This window comes from Actinoplanes derwentensis, assembly GCF_900104725.1.
Taxonomy (GTDB): domain Bacteria; phylum Actinomycetota; class Actinomycetes; order Mycobacteriales; family Micromonosporaceae; genus Actinoplanes; species Actinoplanes derwentensis.
The window spans coordinates 5,835,331-5,851,948 of the sequence record NZ_LT629758.1 but is presented as its reverse complement, the minus strand read 5'-3'; the positions used below and the strand labels follow the sequence as shown (position 1 = coordinate 5,851,948).

At 70.5% G+C, this 16,618-nt stretch carries 11 protein-coding genes; 4 read left to right on the top strand and 7 right to left on the bottom strand.

The annotated features are described in order from the left end of the window. Window positions 1-14: 14 nt before the first annotated feature. The 3 genes from BLU81_RS25725 to BLU81_RS25715 are packed head-to-tail and all read right to left on the bottom strand — an operon-like array spanning window position 15 to window position 1,956. Window positions 15-1,298, bottom strand: coding sequence for a S8 family serine peptidase (locus tag BLU81_RS25725; protein WP_092547025.1), 1,284 nt, complete (start codon window positions 1,296-1,298; stop codon window positions 15-17). Next, window positions 1,295-1,579, bottom strand: a complete 285-nt coding sequence (locus tag BLU81_RS25720) for a WXG100 family type VII secretion target (protein WP_092547024.1) — start codon at window positions 1,577-1,579, stop codon at window positions 1,295-1,297. The genes BLU81_RS25725 and BLU81_RS25720 overlap by 4 nt, the downstream gene beginning before the upstream one ends. 20 nt (window positions 1,580-1,599) lie before the next feature. After that, the gene (locus BLU81_RS25715) at window positions 1,600-1,956 is read right to left on the bottom strand and encodes a WXG100 family type VII secretion target (protein WP_231953506.1); all 357 of its coding nucleotides are present in this window, start codon (window positions 1,954-1,956) and stop codon (window positions 1,600-1,602) included. A gap of 173 nt (window positions 1,957-2,129) precedes the next feature. Here BLU81_RS25715 and BLU81_RS25710 point away from each other — a divergent pair, with 173 nt between their 5' ends. Together BLU81_RS25710 and BLU81_RS25705 are read left to right on the top strand one after the other, a co-directional pair. Continuing rightward, window positions 2,130-3,137 (top strand): hypothetical protein, encoded by a 1,008-nt coding sequence (locus BLU81_RS25710; protein ID WP_092547022.1) that lies wholly within the window; start codon window positions 2,130-2,132, stop codon window positions 3,135-3,137. Window positions 3,138-3,141: 4 nt separating this feature from the next. Next, window positions 3,142-5,424 (top strand): hypothetical protein, encoded by a 2,283-nt coding sequence (locus tag BLU81_RS25705; RefSeq protein ID WP_092547021.1) that lies wholly within the window; start codon window positions 3,142-3,144, stop codon window positions 5,422-5,424. Between the two features lie 5 nt (window positions 5,425-5,429). Here the strand turns inward: BLU81_RS25705 and BLU81_RS25700 are convergent, their stop codons facing one another. Then, on the bottom strand, window positions 5,430-5,825 hold the full coding sequence (locus BLU81_RS25700; protein ID WP_231953505.1) for an RDD family protein: 396 nt from the start codon (window positions 5,823-5,825) through the stop codon (window positions 5,430-5,432). A 191-nt stretch (window positions 5,826-6,016) separates the two neighbouring features. Here BLU81_RS25700 and glnA point away from each other — a divergent pair, with 191 nt between their 5' ends. Further along, on the top strand, window positions 6,017-7,441 hold the full coding sequence (glnA, locus tag BLU81_RS25695) for a type I glutamate--ammonia ligase (protein WP_092547019.1): 1,425 nt from the start codon (window positions 6,017-6,019) through the stop codon (window positions 7,439-7,441). Between the two features lie 968 nt (window positions 7,442-8,409). Here the strand turns inward: glnA and BLU81_RS25690 are convergent. The 3 genes from BLU81_RS25690 to eccD form a co-directional block, all read right to left on the bottom strand. After that, window positions 8,410-9,198 (bottom strand): class I SAM-dependent methyltransferase, encoded by a 789-nt coding sequence (locus tag BLU81_RS25690; RefSeq protein ID WP_092547018.1) that lies wholly within the window; start codon window positions 9,196-9,198, stop codon window positions 8,410-8,412. A 442-nt stretch (window positions 9,199-9,640) separates the two neighbouring features. After that, window positions 9,641-11,005 (bottom strand): type VII secretion protein EccB, encoded by a 1,365-nt coding sequence (gene eccB / locus BLU81_RS25685; protein ID WP_092547017.1) that lies wholly within the window; start codon window positions 11,003-11,005, stop codon window positions 9,641-9,643. A gap of 4 nt (window positions 11,006-11,009) precedes the next feature. Further along, the gene (gene eccD / locus BLU81_RS25680; protein WP_092547016.1) at window positions 11,010-12,419 is read right to left on the bottom strand and encodes a type VII secretion integral membrane protein EccD; all 1,410 of its coding nucleotides are present in this window, start codon (window positions 12,417-12,419) and stop codon (window positions 11,010-11,012) included. 74 nt (window positions 12,420-12,493) lie between these two features. On the opposite strand from eccD, the gene eccCa reads away from it, so the two are divergent. Then, window positions 12,494-16,444: a type VII secretion protein EccCa gene (gene eccCa / locus BLU81_RS25675; protein ID WP_092547015.1), complete on the top strand. Its 3,951-nt coding sequence runs from the start codon at window positions 12,494-12,496 to the stop codon at window positions 16,442-16,444. Window positions 16,445-16,618: the final 174 nt, after the last annotated feature.

The following is a 16,618-nucleotide window of genomic DNA, read 5'->3' as shown; positions in this document are numbered from 1 at the left end:
TCGCCAGTGGTCCGTCACCGCTGAGGAACTGCCGGGTCGAGGAGCATCACCGGCGGGCCCGGTTCCAGTGGCTCGGGGCGGGCGTGGAGGTGTGGGGCCAGGGCCGGGCGCCACTGCCGGCGGCGGCTTCGGCGTAAGGCTGCGGCTGTCAGCAGGAGGGCCAGTACCAGGATCGCGGCCAGGAGGGCGCTAGTTAGGGCCACTGTTCGGCGGTGGGCCTCGGCGGTCTGGTCGGGTAGCGGGGCGGGCTTCAACGCCGGTAGCTGCCGGGTCTTCGCGTCGACAGTCCGGGCGGTCAAGGCGGCGTACGGGTTCACCACGCCGGTGCCGAACGCGGTGGGGCTCGCGGTGGCCCGGAGCAGGTCGGTGACCTCGGTGACGGTCAAGTCGGGGCGGCGGGCTCGGAGTAGGGCGGCCGACGCGGCTACGAAACCGGCGGCCACGGCGGTGCCGTCCACCTCGACCAGGCCGCGGCCGGTCTGCAGGGCGGGGACGGCCACTCCGGGCGCCACCAGGTCGACGAAGTCGCCGGAACGGGACGTGGCCGGGACCTGGCCGGCCCGGTCGATCGCGCCGACGCCGATGACATCGCGATACCCGGCGGGGTACGGCGTCTCGCCGCCCGCGTCGGCTTGTTCGTCGCGGGCGCGTTCGCCCACCGCGGCGACGATGATCACGCCTCGGGCCACGGCGTCGGCCACTGCTGATTCGAGGATCGCCTGGTCGGTGCGGACCGGCGCGGCCACCACGATCACGTCGGCGCCGTTCTGGACCGCCGTGTCGATGCCTCGGGCCAGGGAGCCGGGAGTGGGTTCGGAACCGGCGGGATCGTCGGGCATCACCCGGACCGGCAGGATGCGGGAGCCGGGGCTGAGGCCGGCCACGTCGTTGTCGCCGCCGCCGCGCTGGCCGCTGATCACTCCGGCGACCTGGGTGCCGAGGCCGGTGCAGTCGTCGCCTGCCCGGCCCGCGTTCGCGAGCACGTCGGCGCCGTCGAGGACCCGGTTGCCGAGTTGCGGCTGGCCGGCGTCGACTCCGGTGGCGAGAACGGCCACCGTCGTACCGCCGCCGTTCTCGATGGCATTGATCTCGTCGGCCTGGAGCATGACCCGCGCATAAGATCCGGTTATCTGCGCCCGGCCGGGTTCGGCACAGTTCTGCCCGGGCGCCGCAAAAGCCGGAGCGGACACCATTAAAGACGCGGCCAGTACGGATATGAAAAGCCATGAAGCCATTACGCACTCCTGGAAATAGAGCCGCCGGTCGAGAACCGGCGGCTCGTTCCGTTGTGTGGTCACATGTTCGAGGCGATTTGCGCGTCGACCTGCTGCATCCGCTCGGCGGACGCCCCGAGCTTCACGCCGACGGTGGCCAGAGCCTGCTTGATCTCGGTGGCGCCCTGGTTCCACTTCTGCCGGGCCTCGTCGCAGGCGGTGCCGGCGGCGCCGGTCCAGTCCTGGGCGAAGAGCTGGGAGAACGCGGTGTACAGGTCGTTGAGCTGCTGGTCCATCTGGCCCTGGAAGCTGTTGATCGAGGACGAGACGTCAGCGATCTGGCCGAAGTTGTAAGTGATGTTCATGGTGTTCTCCCCGTTCCCGGTCAGCCGCGGAGGGCGTTGATGACGGCGCTGTCGCCACCGGCGGCGGCACCACGGATGGTCTGGGCGGCCTCTTCGTCGTTGACGCCGTAGGTCTGCGAGGCGGCCGACATCTTGCCGCCGAGCTCGTCCAGCGCCTGCATGATCTTCGAGAGACCGTCGTTGAGCTGGATGGAGACGTCCTGGAGCGCGTTGTTCGCGGTTCCGGCGAAGGCGCCGCCGCTCAGGCCTTGGATCTGGCCGAGCAGCTGGTTCATGCCACGCGAGATGTTCTGCCCGGTGTCGGCGCAACGGCCGGCCATCGAGGTGAGCTGTTCCTGAGTGGCATGGACCTGACCCATGCCCGGCGTTCCTGCCACGATGTCACTCCCCGATTCTCTGGTCCGGCCCGTGCCGGTGGTTATGCCTATCCGTACACCGGTCGTACGGCGCTGGTTCGAAGCATTTAAAAAGAATCTTGTCGAACCCGATCCGTGTCGCGGGTGTACTCCCCTGTGTTATCCGGAAACATTTTGATCAATGGGGAGGCGTGATGGTCGCGGACAATCCCTACGCGGACCAGACGGCGAGGAACACCGGCGCGCCGTGGCTCGGCGGCGGTCCGGCGGTCGACGTCGACCTCGACGGGCTGCGCGACTACGCGACCGTCATGACGAACCAGCAGCAGGACATCGCCTCCCGCACCGCCTACCTGCTCCCGCTCGGGCAGATGCCCGGCGAGGCGTTCGACGGCGAGGTGCTCGGTGAGGCGGACGCGGTCCGGGCCCGGCTGGTGGCCAACGCCGGCGAACTCACCGTCTACCTGCAGAAGCTCGCCGAGTCGGTCGGCAACATCGGCAACGCGGCCCGGGTCGTGGCGAACAGTTACGGCACCGGCGACGCCCTCTCCGCGGCTTCCCTGAACGACGTCCTGTTCGCGTACGGCGACAAGACGGCCCCGCGCCCGCGGGGACTGGCGGACAACGTCGGCGCCACGGCCCAGGATCTGCGGACGGCAGTCGGGCCGCCGGTACCGGCCGCGACCAGCACCGACTGGGAGCCCACCTCGGCGGCCCGGATCTCCGCCTACCAGACCCTGGAGACGGCGGCCGGGCCGAACGGGGAACGCCGCGAGATCCTGACGTTCGTTCCGCCCGGCGGACCGGTCACGACCACCACCACGATCTACCGCGCGAGCGGCGAGACGGACTCCTCGGTCACCACCCGCACCTCGACCGAACAGACCGACGACGTGCGGATCACCGTCCAGGAGACGTTCGGTGCCGACGGCAACAAGACCGGGACGACCGAGACCCGGGAGCGGTACGAGGGAACGGACACCGTCGGCCGCAGCACCGAGATCCGTGACGCCTCCGGGCAGGCCGTCCAGCGGACCATCGAGATCACCGACTCGGTGACCCGTGAACAGGTCACCGTCACCTCCGAACGCGACGACAAGGGCGACCTCGTCGAGACGAACCGGGTGATCACCGGAATCCGTACCGACGGGCAGCCGGCCACGCCCGCCCCGATCGCCGACCGCTACCGAGTGAACGGGTGATCCGATGCCTGACTACTTCGGCGCCACCGCCGACCCCAACTACGGGTACAGCCCGTACAGCGGCCAGACCCATTACGGCAGCTACCCGCCGTCGACCCTGCCGTTCTCGGCACCGCCCGGACCGGGTAACCCGGCCACCGTCGAACAGATCTCCCAGCGGATCCGGAACCTGCACCCGGAACAGATGGCGGCACTGGCCGACCAGTGGCAGAACGCCTGGGCGTTCCTCGCCGACGTGCGCGACGTCGTGTTCCGGCAGAGCACCGTGCTGCGCGACGAGAGCTGGCAGTCACCGGCCGCCCGCGACACGTTCCTGCGGCTGGGGCCCGGCGAGACCCTCGCCTACCTGGACGTGTGGATGGAGGCCGCACAGAAGAACGTGATCGCGCTGCGCCACCTGGTGACCGTGTCGACCGAGGCGCGGCACCAGATGGAACTGCTGCTACGCGACTACGAGCAGGAGCTGAAGCAGACGCGGGAGGTCGGCTTCCTGGAGAACCTCGGCGCCTTCGTCAGCGAGGGAGTGAGCTGGAACGCCGCCGCCCTGGAGAAGATCGACGAGGACCAGGGGCTGGTCCGGGAGAAGTACCGGATCGAGGCGCAGCGCCTCGCCCAGCACTACGGGGACCAGTTCTTCGACTACATCGCGGTGGTGTCCAGCGGGGTCGGCCCGCCGGTCCAGCCGTTGAACGCGGTGCTCAGCGATCCCGGTGGGATTCCCGGCACCGGCGGTCCGGGGGGTCAGGCGGGGCCGGGGCCGCTGCCCTCGCCGGTCGGCAACCAGCCGCCGCAAGGGCTCCTGCCGGGGCAGAACCCGCCGGCCGGGCTGCTGCCGCCGGGGATTTCACTGCCGCTCCCACAGCAGCCCGGAGTCGTACCGCCGGGAGTCCTGCCGCCCGGTGTGACGCCGCCCGGAACCCTTCCGCCGGGTGCCGGTCTGCCGCAACCGGGTGGTCTGCCGCCCGGCACCGTGCCGCCCGCCGTCATCCCGCCCGGCACGCCGCCGCCGGGCGCGTTGCCGCCCGGTGCCCTGCCGCCGGGGACACTTCCGCCGGGTGCGCCGGTTCCGGCTCCCGGGACACCGCCGGGAGGCACCACGATCATTCCCCCGGTGGTACGGCCGACGCTGCCTCCACAGGTCGTCCGCCCGGGCGGACGTGGCCCGGTCGTGGTGCCGCCCGGTGGACTGCCGGGACGGACGATCCGCCGGCCGTCCGGCCAGACCACACCGATCGTGCCGCCGACCGGTGGACGCCAGATCGGGCGGCCCGCACCCACCGTGCCGCCGGGCGGCGTGCGACCCACACCCGTCGGGGGCGCGCGGCCCACGCCCACCGTCGTCCCCGGTGGCGCACGGCCTACACCTACCGTCATCCCGCCGATCAGCGCACGTCCCGGACCTGCCGGGCGGCCGGGCCGCACCACACCGGGCGGCACTCCGCCGGGTGCCATTCCGCCGCCGGCCGGACGACCCGGGCGCACCACGCCGGTTCCGGTGCGGACCACGCCGGGAGTGGTTCCGCCGCTGCCCACCGGTCGTCCCGGAGATCGCCGGGCCACCGGAGCGGGTACCCCGCCGGCTGGACGTTCCGGTACGGGGATCACGCCGCCGGGAGGCTTCTCCGGTACTGGTGACACGCCGGGTGGACGGTCCGGGACCGGTGTCGTTCCGCCGCAGACCGGGCAGCCCGGAGTCATGCCGCCGTCGTCGTCCGGGCAGCCCGTCTATCGGCCGGGTACCAGGGCGGGAGTGCCGGACCGGGTTCCCGGGGCGCCGGCCGGGCCGGAGACGTTCAGTCGTCCGAACGCTGCTCCACCCGTACTCAAGAACCCGGTTGAAGATCGTGGCACACGGCCCGGCAGTGCGGCGGAGGTGCGACCGCAACCCACCACCCAGCGACCCGGGGGAACCGCGCCGCCGGTGCTGAACCGGCCCGTCTCACCCGCCGCGCCGCCGCCGTGGCGCCCGGAACGCCGGGAACGCCCCGGTGCGGCCTGGTCCGACCTGTTCGGTGCTGAAGAGGCTCGCCGGCCGGCCGGGGACGCTGTCGTCGGCGCGCCCGAGCGGTCCAGGCCGGCCGGTGGGCCGTGGGGTCTGCGCAGCCCGGCGGCGGCCCGGTCGGAGACGCCCGGAACGGTCGCGCCGGAACTGGGCCGGCGTCGTGGCGGCGGTGATCCGATCCCGGTGCGGGAGGAGCACGAGCCGATCACCGGCGAACAGGCCTTCGGAGTACGAACCCCGGGCGGTGGCGTGGTGACCGGCCGAAATTCACGCCCGGACGAGTAGGCCGGTCACGGCCGGGGGACTGTCACGACGATCGAGCCGGCGAGGCGGTCGTGCAGGCCCCGGCCCTCGCTGTTCAGGATGATCGCCGGGATGAAGAGGGACAGCAGCAGCGCCCGGAACAGGCCGCGGGCCGGGCCGATGACGCCACCGTCCGGATAGGAGTCACAGCGCACCCGCAGCAACCGCATGCCCGGCGTCTGTCCGAACAGGCCGAGGAAGAACGTGTTGGCGAGGATCAGCACCAGAACCGCCGGCCACGATTTCTCGAACGGGCTGGCGTAGAGACTCGCGATCAGCAGGCAGAGCACCCAGTCGAGCACCAGGGCGCCGAGCCGGGGACCGAGCCCGGCCGGTTCGGCGTTCGGTTCGGTGTTCGTCTCCGCCTTCGTTGAAGCAGCCACGGATGACGAGCGTACGCGATATGGTCCGGGGGTCCGGTTGACGCTCTCGCCGCACCTGCTCCGAGCGCTGCGTAACACGGCGGAAACAGCGGGGATACGCTGGAGCAACTCCAGGGTCATAACGTCGCGACAAGCCTTGCCAGGTGGCGGCTCATGCCGCCCGGTATCGGAAAACTGTGCCAGGAGGACGTGTGTTCGCCAATCCCGAGGAACTCCTGCGATACCTCAAAGACGAGGACGTCAAGTTCGTCGACGTACGATTCTGTGACCTCCCGGGTGTGATGCAGCACTTCAACATCCCGGTCGAGTCGTTCGACGACAGTGTGGTGACCGACGGCCTCGCCTTCGACGGGTCCTCGATCCGCGGCTTCCAGGCCATCCACGAATCCGACATGATGCTGCTGCCGGACGTCGCCACCGCCTTCGTGGACCCGTTCCGCATTCAGAAGACCCTTGCGCTCAACTTCTTCATCCACGACCCGTTCACCCGCGAGGCCTACTCGCGTGACCCGCGGAACGTCGCCAAGAAGGCCGAGGCCTACCTGGCCGCCAGCGGCATCGCCGACACCGCCTACTTCGGGGCCGAGGCCGAGTTCTACATCTTCGACTCGATCCGCCACGAGACCTCCGCCCACCAATCGTTCTACTACATCGACTCGATCGAGGGCGCCTGGAACTCGGGCCGCGAGGAAGAGGGCGGCAACAAGGGTTTCAAGACCGCCTACAAGGGTGGTTACTTCCCGGTCTCGCCGGTCGACCACTACAGCGACCTGCGTGACGCCATGGTCCGCCGCCTCATCGACACCGGCTTCACCGTCGAGCGGTCGCACCATGAGGTCGGCACCGCGGGCCAGGCCGAGATCAACTACAAGTTCTCGACCCTGCTGCACGCCGGCGACCAGATGCAGCTGTTCAAGTACATCATCAAGAACACCGCCTGGGAGCACCGCAAGACCGCGACGTTCATGCCGAAGCCGCTCTTCGGGGACAACGGCTCCGGCATGCACACCCACCAGAGCCTCTGGCTGAACGGCGAGCCGCTGTTCTACGACGAGACTGGTTACGCCGGCCTGTCCGACATGGCCCGCTGGTACATCGGCGGCCTCCTGCACCACGCGCCGTCGCTGCTCGCGTTCACCAACCCGACCGTCAACTCGTACCGGCGCCTGGTTCCCGGCTACGAGGCCCCGGTCAACCTGGTCTACTCGCAGCGCAACCGGTCCGCCTGCACCCGCATCCCGGTCACCGGCAGCAACCCGAAGGCCAAGCGCATCGAGTTCCGCGTGCCGGACCCGTCGTCGAACCCGTACCTGGCGTTCTCGGCCCAGATGATGGCTGGCCTCGACGGCATCAAGAACAAGATCGAGCCGCCGGCCCCGATCGACAAGGACCTGTACGACCTGCCGCCGGAGGAGTGGGGCAGCGTCAAGCAGGTCCCCGGCTCCCTGGACGCGGTGCTGAACTCCCTGGAAGCCGACAACGACTTCCTCACGGCCGGCGGCGTCTTCACCGACGACCTGATCTCCACGTGGATCGACTACAAGCGCTCCAACGAGATCGACCCGGTCCGGCTCCGCCCGACCCCGCACGAGTTCGAGATGTACTACAACGTCTGACGCTGACCAAGGCACTGACCAGCGGGTTTACTCGCTGATCTGATCTTGGGCACATCTCGGGAACAACCCGTGAGGCGGCGGTCATGCTCGGCTCTCAGCCGCCGTGGCCGCCGTCTTGCGTTCCGAGAGCGCCGTCGTGCGTGTTCTGGCACGGTACAAGCGGCGCGGCCAAGGATTCGCCGATGTTCGGGTGCCATCCGCCAAGCGGATGGCACCCGAACCTGCGTTTCGGCCACAACTTCGATCAGAACGGCGGACCGTCATCCACCAGAGGGTCGAACCCGGCCCGGATCGGACGCGGCTCGCGTCGATCCAGTGGCCAGCGCTTGTCGATGGCGACGGCGGCGTCCTTGCAGGCTTGACAAGCATTCGCCCACTCGGGAGTCCATTTGTGCGGTGACGTGGTTACTTTGTCCCCGGAAATGCCACACAAGTGTCGTGTTGAAGAAGCCGTACACGTGCAGGGGTTGGTCCTCCCAGCCGTTGTCCATGTCGGCCAGTTCCCATCGCTGCTCCCATCTCGCGTATTCCGGCGACCACTGTCCATCTGTCACCGCGTAGCACCAGCCGCATATCCGCACAGCGTTCGGCTGGTGATCGGTATTCGCCGATAACACTTGCGCCTGATGGCCGCATACTTCACAGGTCACAATTCGTCCAACCTAAAATTGCTCACTGGATACCCAGTCGCAAGTAGTTTTAGGCCTAAAAGTCTAGTTTCCGTCCCAAAATTTTCTGTTCACCGCAGTGCGCCACTCCGTGTAGCCAGGCGGCTCCTCATGCCAGCTACCCGCCGTCGTTTCGCTCATTCCAGAAACGGTTTTGATTGCATCGAAACACTTAGGGCAGAATCGGGTGCTGGACGCGATTCCTGGGAGATGACAGTCGTCACCCAGGGTGCCTACAATCTTTGCTTCAGCATGCCCCTCGCCAAAAATGTAAAGCGCCCCATTCAGGTTTCTGGCCTGCTACACGACGGCCACCGTCAGCAGGTGGGAGCTGATGCCGAACAGGCTTGGTTCCTGCTCGGTGGCGCGCAACGCCTCCAGCAGCGCCGTCGTGCGGTCGTCGTCCTCCAGCCAGCCGTCTCGGTCGGCGAAGAGCCAGGCTCCGCCTTCCAGGGCGTACGTCGTCACCTGAGTCAGGCCGGCGTCGGCGAATTCGGTCACGATCTCGTCGGGATGGTGGAAGTACGCGTGGGTGAACAGTTCCTGGCCGACCGGCTCGTGGACGCCGGTGACGAGTTCCCGGTCGGTGATCCGGCGTACCTCCGGGTCGGGGTAGCGGCCTCGGACCAGAGTGTCGTACAGGCCGGCGTACCGGCTGATCGTCGCCGCGGCGACGATGCCGCCGGGGGCTGTCACCCGCGCCGCCTCGCGTAGGGCGGTCACCCGGTCCTGGCGGTCGGGCAGGTGGTACAGCGGCCCGAGCAGCAGGGTGGCCTGGTAGGCGGCGTCCGGCTCGTCGAGGCGGCGGGCGTCGCCGAGGACCGCGTCCACTCCGGCGATCGTCCCGGCATGCTGGACGTGCATCGGCATCGGGTCCACCAGCCGCACCTGATGGCCGTCGGCCGCGAGCCAGCGGGCGTGCGCTCCGGCGCCGCCGCCGACGTCGAGCACCCGGGCCGGTGCGGGTGGCAGTACGCGCCTGAGCACGTCCTGGGTTCGCCGGAACTCCAGCCGGCCGCGACCGGTGTGCAGCCGGTTCACCTCGCCGCCCCGGTCGTAGTAGCCGCTGATCGCGGCGATCGTCTCCATCGATCGATGGTTGTCCAGGCGGTCTGGTCGTGGCAACTGGATATCCACTGACGGGAACGGCGTCTACTCTTCGGGAATGAGCGAGCCCGGGTGGATGATTCTGTGGGTCAGCGGTGGCGACGTGTCCGCTTCAGGCTGTCTGCGGGCTCAGCGGGTTTGACTGCGGGGCTGGGGCATCGACTGGGATCCGTTCGAGCCCGGAGAGCTTCGCATCGACACGTGCCGGGTCGAGAAGGCCGACGGCAGCGGCGGGTGTGAGTCGGTGTGCTCGATCCGGGCGTCCGCACTGGAGCGGCTGGGTATCGAACCGCCGCACCGGCCGCCGTTGCAGTGACGCGCTCCGGTGACCGGGCGCTTCCGCCCGGCGGTCGCGGGGCGGCCCGGCGCCGCGCGGACCTCGCGTCGTCGAGACGAGGCGAGCCGGTGCGGTTGTGGGAGATGTTCACCCCGTACCGGAAAGGGCTGGTTTGAGCGCTGCCGCCGGGTCCAGGGTGACCCCCGCCGGGATTGAGTTGATCAAAGCGGTGGGGACCTCGAACGCTAGGGACGTGGGGTAGCCGAGGCGGGTCACGGTGTCCTCGTCGCGGACGGCGTGGCGTAGGGCCACGTCGGTGACCAGTATGAATCCGCCGGAACCGGGGACTCGGACCAGGGCGAAGCGGCCGGCCGGGACCTGTACCGCGTCAGCCAAGGGGCGTCCGCCGTCGGCGGTGCCGGTGGTGGGGATGGCGGCGGTGAACGCGGTCGCGGAACCGCCGACCGTGATCGCCGGTGGCTTCGACGCGTCGGACGTCACCGCGCACGTGGATTCGCCGGTGCCCAGCGGCGCCAGCGCGGGGACCCGGTCGGGGCCGCGGGTGGCGGGGTCGGCGGGTGGCAGGGCGCGGCTCTCCGGGATGTCGTTGAGGTCGTTGACCGAGATCTGCCGCGGCTGGTCCGGGAACGCGGCGTTGAGAACCGCCTGCTGCAGCGCGGTGATCGCGGCCCGGCCGTCGTTGAGGATCAGGTGGAACTGCTGACCACTTCCGGTCTGCACCACCAGGATGTCGCCGTTGTCGAAGCCCCGGGCGGCGTCCGAACCGTTGCCGCGGCCGTTCACGGTGATCGGGGCGATGTCGGCGCCGGAAGGCAGCGCGTTGAGCCAGGCCACGCCCATCCGGGTGGGCTGGACCGCGCCGAACAGCGCCTGCACCGTCGTGTCCGGGTCCACCACCGGATGTTTGCGGCCCTGCCAGATCAGGTGCACCACGTCCCGGTCGGTCACCAGCAGCGCGCGATCACCCAGCGGCGTGCCGGGTGGGCCGGCCGCTCCGACCAGCAGGATCGACTGCGGATCATTGCCGGGTACGCCGCACATCGCCCACGGGAGACGGGCCTGCCGTCCCGCGTCGGGCAGGGACGCGGGCGCGCCGGGGATGCCGATGGTCACGCCGCGCGGGGTGCCGGTCAGCGACTTGGCGGCGATCCGGAACACCTGTGGATCGGGGCGGCCGGCGGCCAGTTTCGCCGACGCGAAGTTGAGTGCCGGGTTGAGCCGGTTGTTCAGATAGACGAAGACGGCGCCGGTCTCCCGCTCGACGACCACCGCGCCGTCCTGTTGCCACTGGTCGGCGCCGGTGCGGGTGAGCACGCCGTAGATGCCGAAACCGGCCGCCACCAGGATCGCGACCATCACACCGCCGAACAGGGCGCCGATGCCACGCCGCAGTGGCGACTGGGCCGGATCGGTCTCGCGCATCACGAACGCCGAGATCACCCGCTGGTTCATGAACTGGTAGGACTGCAGCTGGTCCCGGCGTGAGGTCATCGCCTCACCCGCCGATCGACGCGAACAGTCCGCGGATGTCGTCGAAGACTCCGATGACCGCGCACGCGAGCGGGATCAGCGCCATGATCGCGATGATGTCCAGGATGTCGGCGGCCCGGCCCAGATAGGGCGACGGGTCCCGGCGGCTGTAGATCAGCGCGGTCGGCAGGGCCACCGCGGTCACCGCGGCCGCCACCGCCACCAGCACCACGCCGGAGACCGCGCCGGTCACCACCGGGCCGACGCCCAGGCCGGCCAGGCCGAGCAGCCCGGCCACCAGCAACGGCACCCGCTGTTGCGGGGTCGGCAGCAGCCGGGCGCGCAGCAGCAGAGCGGCGATCGCGGCGATCATCAGGAGGACAGTCGGCACGTCCGGTGTGGACAGCGCCAGCCAGGCCATCGCCACGATGCTGCACAGCGCCGCCGACAGGATGAACCCGGCCAGCACCTCGGACGCCCGGACCACAGCGGCGAAGACGTCCGCCCGGCGCGGTGTCTTCTCCTCTTTCAGCATCTCCTCGGCCCGGCTCGGCAGGTCCGGGAACGGCAGCCGCCCGAGCCATCCGGCCAGCACCGGATAGGCCGGCAGCAGCCCGATCGCCGCGGTCAGCGCCACCGCCGCGGCACCCTCGGCGGACATGCCGGCCAGGGTCGGCAACGCCGCCAGCAACCCGGTCAGTGCGGCCGCGATGCCGGCGACGAAGAGTCTGGTCAGCCCGGCCACCCCGGCGTGCCCGAGGACACTGACCACCAGTAGCGCCGACGAGCCCAGGACCAGGCCGGGCGCCCCGACCGACAGGAAACCGCCACCGGGCTGGGTCAGTAGCCAGGCACCGCCGAAGAACGCGTACGGCAGGCCGCTCGCCGCGACCACCCCGCCCGCCCCGGCGTCGCCGAACGCCCGGGACAGCAGGACGCCCAGCACCGCCAGGGCCAGCGAGACCGCGAGTGCGATCACTGCGGGCAGCACCCAGCCGGGGCCGGTCGCGGCCAGTCCGGCCAGGCCGAGCGGCAGCGCGCCGGCGGTGACGGCCAGACCGGTGCGGCGGGTGGCGGCCGGGCTCCAGGATCGGCCGGCCCGCCGGGAGCCGCTGGCGATCACTTCGACCACGTCGTCGTACGCCAGCTCCGGCCAGTCCTCGCGGGCCGGATCGAGGTGCAGCAGTTCGCCGTCGCGCACACCTTGCGAGGCGAGGTTCTTCCCCGGGTCCAGAGTGGTGCCGGTGGCCCGGCGCAGCACCCAGCCGCCGTAACGCTCGGACGGTTCGCCCAGCGCGCCCTCGGCATGCCGGAGCAGATGTGGCAGCAGCTCGGCGACGAGCATGTTGTCGGGCAGGGCGAGGTCGAGGCGGCGGGTGGGGGCCGCGATGGTCACCCGGGCCAGGGAGGGCCCGCTCGTCGCCGGTGCGCTCACAGTGGACAACGTAGCAGGGCGCTCGGAAATCACGGATAGGATGTTGTCGCTACGTCACCAACGGGGAGCCCTCAGTGACAGTGTCGATCATCAAACGGCCGCCGCGCAGGCCCGCGCCCGTGATGCCGTCCGGCGAGGTGACGCTGGAGCCGCCGCCCGAGATCCCGCCGCCGCAGGGCAAGGGCTGGACCCGGATGCTGATGATCCTGCCGATGGGTGCCGGCGCGGCCGCGATGGGCCTGATGATGGGCGCGCAGCGCGGCGGTGCGATCACCTACGTGGCCGGCGCGATGTATGGGGTCTCGATCCTCGGCATGATCGCCATGATGGCCACCCAGACCTCCGGCCCCGGCAAACGCGAGATGATCGAGTCCCGCCGGCAGTACCTGCGGCAGCTCTCCCAGCTGCGGGCCCAGGTGCGCGACACGATCCGCCGGCAGCGGGAGGCGCTCTACTACCGCAACCCCGACCCGGAGACGTTGTGGACGTTCACCGACAGCGGCCGGCTCTGGGAGCGCCGCCGGGGGGACGCCGACTTCACCGTGGTCCGGATCGCGGTCGGCCCACAGGAGGTCGCCACCCGGCTCGTCCCGCCGCAGACGCGGGCGGTCGACGAACTGGAGCCGCTGTGCACGATGGCGTTGCGGCGCTTTCTCAACACGTACTCGGTGGTCCCCGATCTTCCGGTGTCGGTGGCGTTGCGGGACTTCTCGCACATCTACGTGCGCGGCGCCGACCGGGCCTCGCACGACTTCACCCGGGCCCTGATCGCCCAGATGGCCACCTTCCACGCCCCCGACGACCTGCGCATAGGTGTCTGCGTGCCGGACCACGAGCGGGCCCGCTGGGAGTGGGTGAAATGGCTGCCGCACGCCCAGCACCCGGGCAAGACCGACGCGATCGGGCAGGTGCGGCTGGTCGCGCCGAGCGTGCCCGCTCTGGAGGCGATGCTCGACGACGTGCTGGCCGAGCGGGCCCGGTTCGACCCGGCCGGTACGCCCGGCGGCGGCCCGCACGTCATGGTGATCATCGACGGGGGTTCGACCGCCGGCTCCGACCATCTGATGACCGAGGGCGGCGTCGCCGGGGTCACCATCGTCGACCTGTCGGTGCCGCCGCCCCGGCTGCTCGACGACAGCTCGGTGGTGCTGGAGATCGCCGCCGACGGCACGGTCACCGGCACCACGATGGACGGTCCCACCGAGGTCGGCCGGGCCGACGTGCTGACCCTGGCCGAGGCCGAGGTGCTGGCCCGCGAGCTGGCGCCGCTGCGGCTCTCCGCGGTCGCCGACGCCGACACCACGGCCATCTCGCAGAACACCGGGCTCGCCGAGCTGCTGGACCAGGACGACCCCTATCTCATCGACCTGAACGAGCTGTGGGCCAGCCGCCCCAACCGGGACCGGCTGCGGGTGCCGATCGGGGTCGGCGCCGACGGGCGGCCGGTCGAGCTGGACCTCAAGGAGTCCGCGCAGGACGGCATGGGCCCGCACGGGCTGCTGGTCGGCGCCACCGGCTCCGGCAAGTCCGAGCTGCTGCGCACCCTGGTGCTCGCGCTCGGCCTCACCCACAGCCCGGAGATCCTCAACTTCGTGCTCGTCGACTTCAAGGGCGGCGCCACGTTCGCCTCGCTGGACCGGCTCCCGCACACCGCCGCGATGATCACCAACCTGGAGGACGAGCTGCCCCTGGTGGACCGGATGCTCGGCGCCATCCAGGGCGAACTGACCCGGCGGCAGGAGCTGCTGCGCAAAGCCGGCAACTACGCCTCCCAGCGGGACTACGAGCGGGCCCGTTCGGCCGGGGTGCCGCTCGCCCCGCTGCCCAGCCTGCTCTTCATCGTCGACGAGTTCTCCGAACTGCTCAGCGCCCGGCCCGACTTCATCGACATGTTCGTCCAGATCGGACGGGTCGGCCGGTCCCTCGGCATCCACCTGCTGCTGGCCTCCCAGAAACTGGAGGAAGGGCGGCTGCGCGGGCTCGAATCACACCTGTCCTACCGGGTCGGCCTGCGGACCTTCTCGTCGATGGAGTCCCGGGCGGTGCTCGGCGTGCCGGACGCCTACGAGCTGCCCCGATCACCCGGGCACGGCTATCTGCGGACCGGCACCGAAGGCCTGATCCGGCTGAAAGCCGCCTACGTCTCCGGGTCGGTCCGGCGCGACGGGGCCACCCCCGGTGCCGGAGGCCGGGGCGGCAACCCGATCCGCGACTTCTCCACCTTCTACGTGGCGCCGCTGCGCGAGGACGCTCCTTCTCCGGACGTGCAGCCGGAAGAGGAGACCACCGTCGGCGACACCCTCATCGAAGTGCTGGTCCGGCAGATGGAAGGCAAAGGCGCGCCCGCCCACGAGGTGTGGCTGCCGCCGCTGGACAAGGCGCCCACCCTCGGCCAGATGCTGCCGCCGGTGATCACCATGCCGGAGCGGGGCCTCACCGTCGACGCGGCGGACCGGTTCGGGACACTGCACGCGCTCGGCGGCATCATCGACAAACCGTACGAGCAGCGCCGCGACCCGATGTGGCTGGACCTCGCCGGGGCGGCCGGCAACGTGATCGTGGTCGGGGCGTCCCAGTCCGGCAAATCCAACCTGCTGCGCACCCTGGTGATCAGCCTCGCCCTCACCCACACCCCGCGTGAAGTGCAGTTCTACGGGCTCGACTTCGGTGGCGGACCACTGAGCGCCCTCGCCGACCTGCCGCACACCGGCAGCGTGGCCACCCGGCGCGACGTCGACAAGGTGCGCCGCACCATCGCCGAACTGCACGGGCTGATGCGGGCCCGCGAGGAACTGTTCGCCCGGGACAACGTGGAAGGCGCCGCCGCGTACCGGCGGGCCCGCGCCCAGGGCCGGTTCGCCGACGACGTCTTCGGGGACGTCTTCCTCGTCGTCGACGGCTGGTCCACGATGCGCACCGAATTCGAGGACCTCGAAAGCACCCTGCACGAACTGGCCAACCGCGGCCTCGGCTTCGGCATCCACATCCTCGCCGCCACCAGCCGCTGGATGGACGTGCGCCCCCAGATCCGCGACGTCTTCGGCACCCGGATCGAACTGCGCCTCGGCGAGGCCGCCGACTCGGTGATCAACCGGCGGGAGGCGGTCAACGTGCCGGAAGGCGCCCCCGGCCGCGGCCTCACCCCCGACGGCCACCACTTCCTCGCCGCCCTGCCCCGCATCGACCGGGAACAACGCGTCGACGACCTCGCCGAAGCGGTCGCCGACCTGGTCCGGCACGCCGGTGAACACTGGACGGCCACTCCCGCGCCACCGGTCCGGCTGCTCCCCGCCGAGCTGCCGTTCGAGGCGCTACCGGCGGCCCGCGGCGCCGTCGTGCCGATCGGCATCGCCGAAGTCGACCTGCAACCGGTCTGGCTCGACTTCGACGCCGAACCACACACGCTCCTGTTCGGCGACGTGGAGAGCGGCAAGAGCTCGTTCCTGCGCAGCCTGGCCCGCTCGATCACCGCCGCGCACCCACCGGCCGAAGCACTGCTGCTCCTCGTCGACCTGCGGCGCAGCCTCCTCGGCTGCGTCCCCGCCGAACACACCATCGGCTACGGCACCTCCCACCAGGTGACCGCCGACCTGATCAACCAGGTGGCGGTCGCCATGCGCGAACGCCTCCCCGGCGCCGACGTGACCCCCGAGATGCTGCACAACCGCAGCTGGTGGAAAGGCCCGGAACTCTACGTCCTGGTCGACGACTTCGACCTGATCGCCTCGGCCAGCCCCAACCCGCTCACCCCACTGCTGGAATTCCTGCCACAGGCCCGCGACATCGGCCTGCACGTCGTCATCACCCGCCGCATCGGCGGCGCCGGCCGAGCCCTCTTCGACCCGGTCATCAGCCGCATCCGCGAACTGGCGTCCCCCGGCATCATGATGTCCGGCCCGCGCGAGGAGGGCGCCCTCTTCGGCAACGTCAAACCCCAGCCCCTCCCACCCGGCCGAGCCTGGATGATCACCCGCAAACACGGCGCCCGGCTGGTGCAGCTGGCCTGGTCACCGCCAACCCGTTAACCCCTGCGCTGGTACGAGGTCTGCGTGGCCCCCAACCGCATCGGCCTGTCCCGCTCGCACCGCGCGAGGTCCGCGTTCCCCCAAGACCGCAACGCGCCCGCCGGGCGTGAGCGTCCCCGCACGGCCAGCCCACGCCGGCCGCTCTTGGCACAGTCCCACGCCGGCCGGCTCCTG

Excerpts from the sequence above, each read along its gene's own strand:
- BLU81_RS25710 (WP_092547022.1), top strand. The coding sequence starts at position 2,130 with ATGGTCGCGGACAATCCCTACGCGGACCAGACGGCGAGGAACACCGGC.
- BLU81_RS25720 (WP_092547024.1), bottom strand. The coding sequence starts at position 1,579 with ATGAACATCACTTACAACTTCGGCCAGATCGCTGACGTCTCGTCCTCG.
- BLU81_RS25705 (WP_092547021.1), top strand. The coding sequence starts at position 3,142 with ATGCCTGACTACTTCGGCGCCACCGCCGACCCCAACTACGGGTACAGC.
- eccB (WP_092547017.1), bottom strand. The coding sequence starts at position 11,005 with ATGACCTCACGCCGGGACCAGCTGCAGTCCTACCAGTTCATGAACCAG.
- BLU81_RS25690 (WP_092547018.1), bottom strand. The coding sequence starts at position 9,198 with ATGGAGACGATCGCCGCGATCAGCGGCTACTACGACCGGGGCGGCGAG.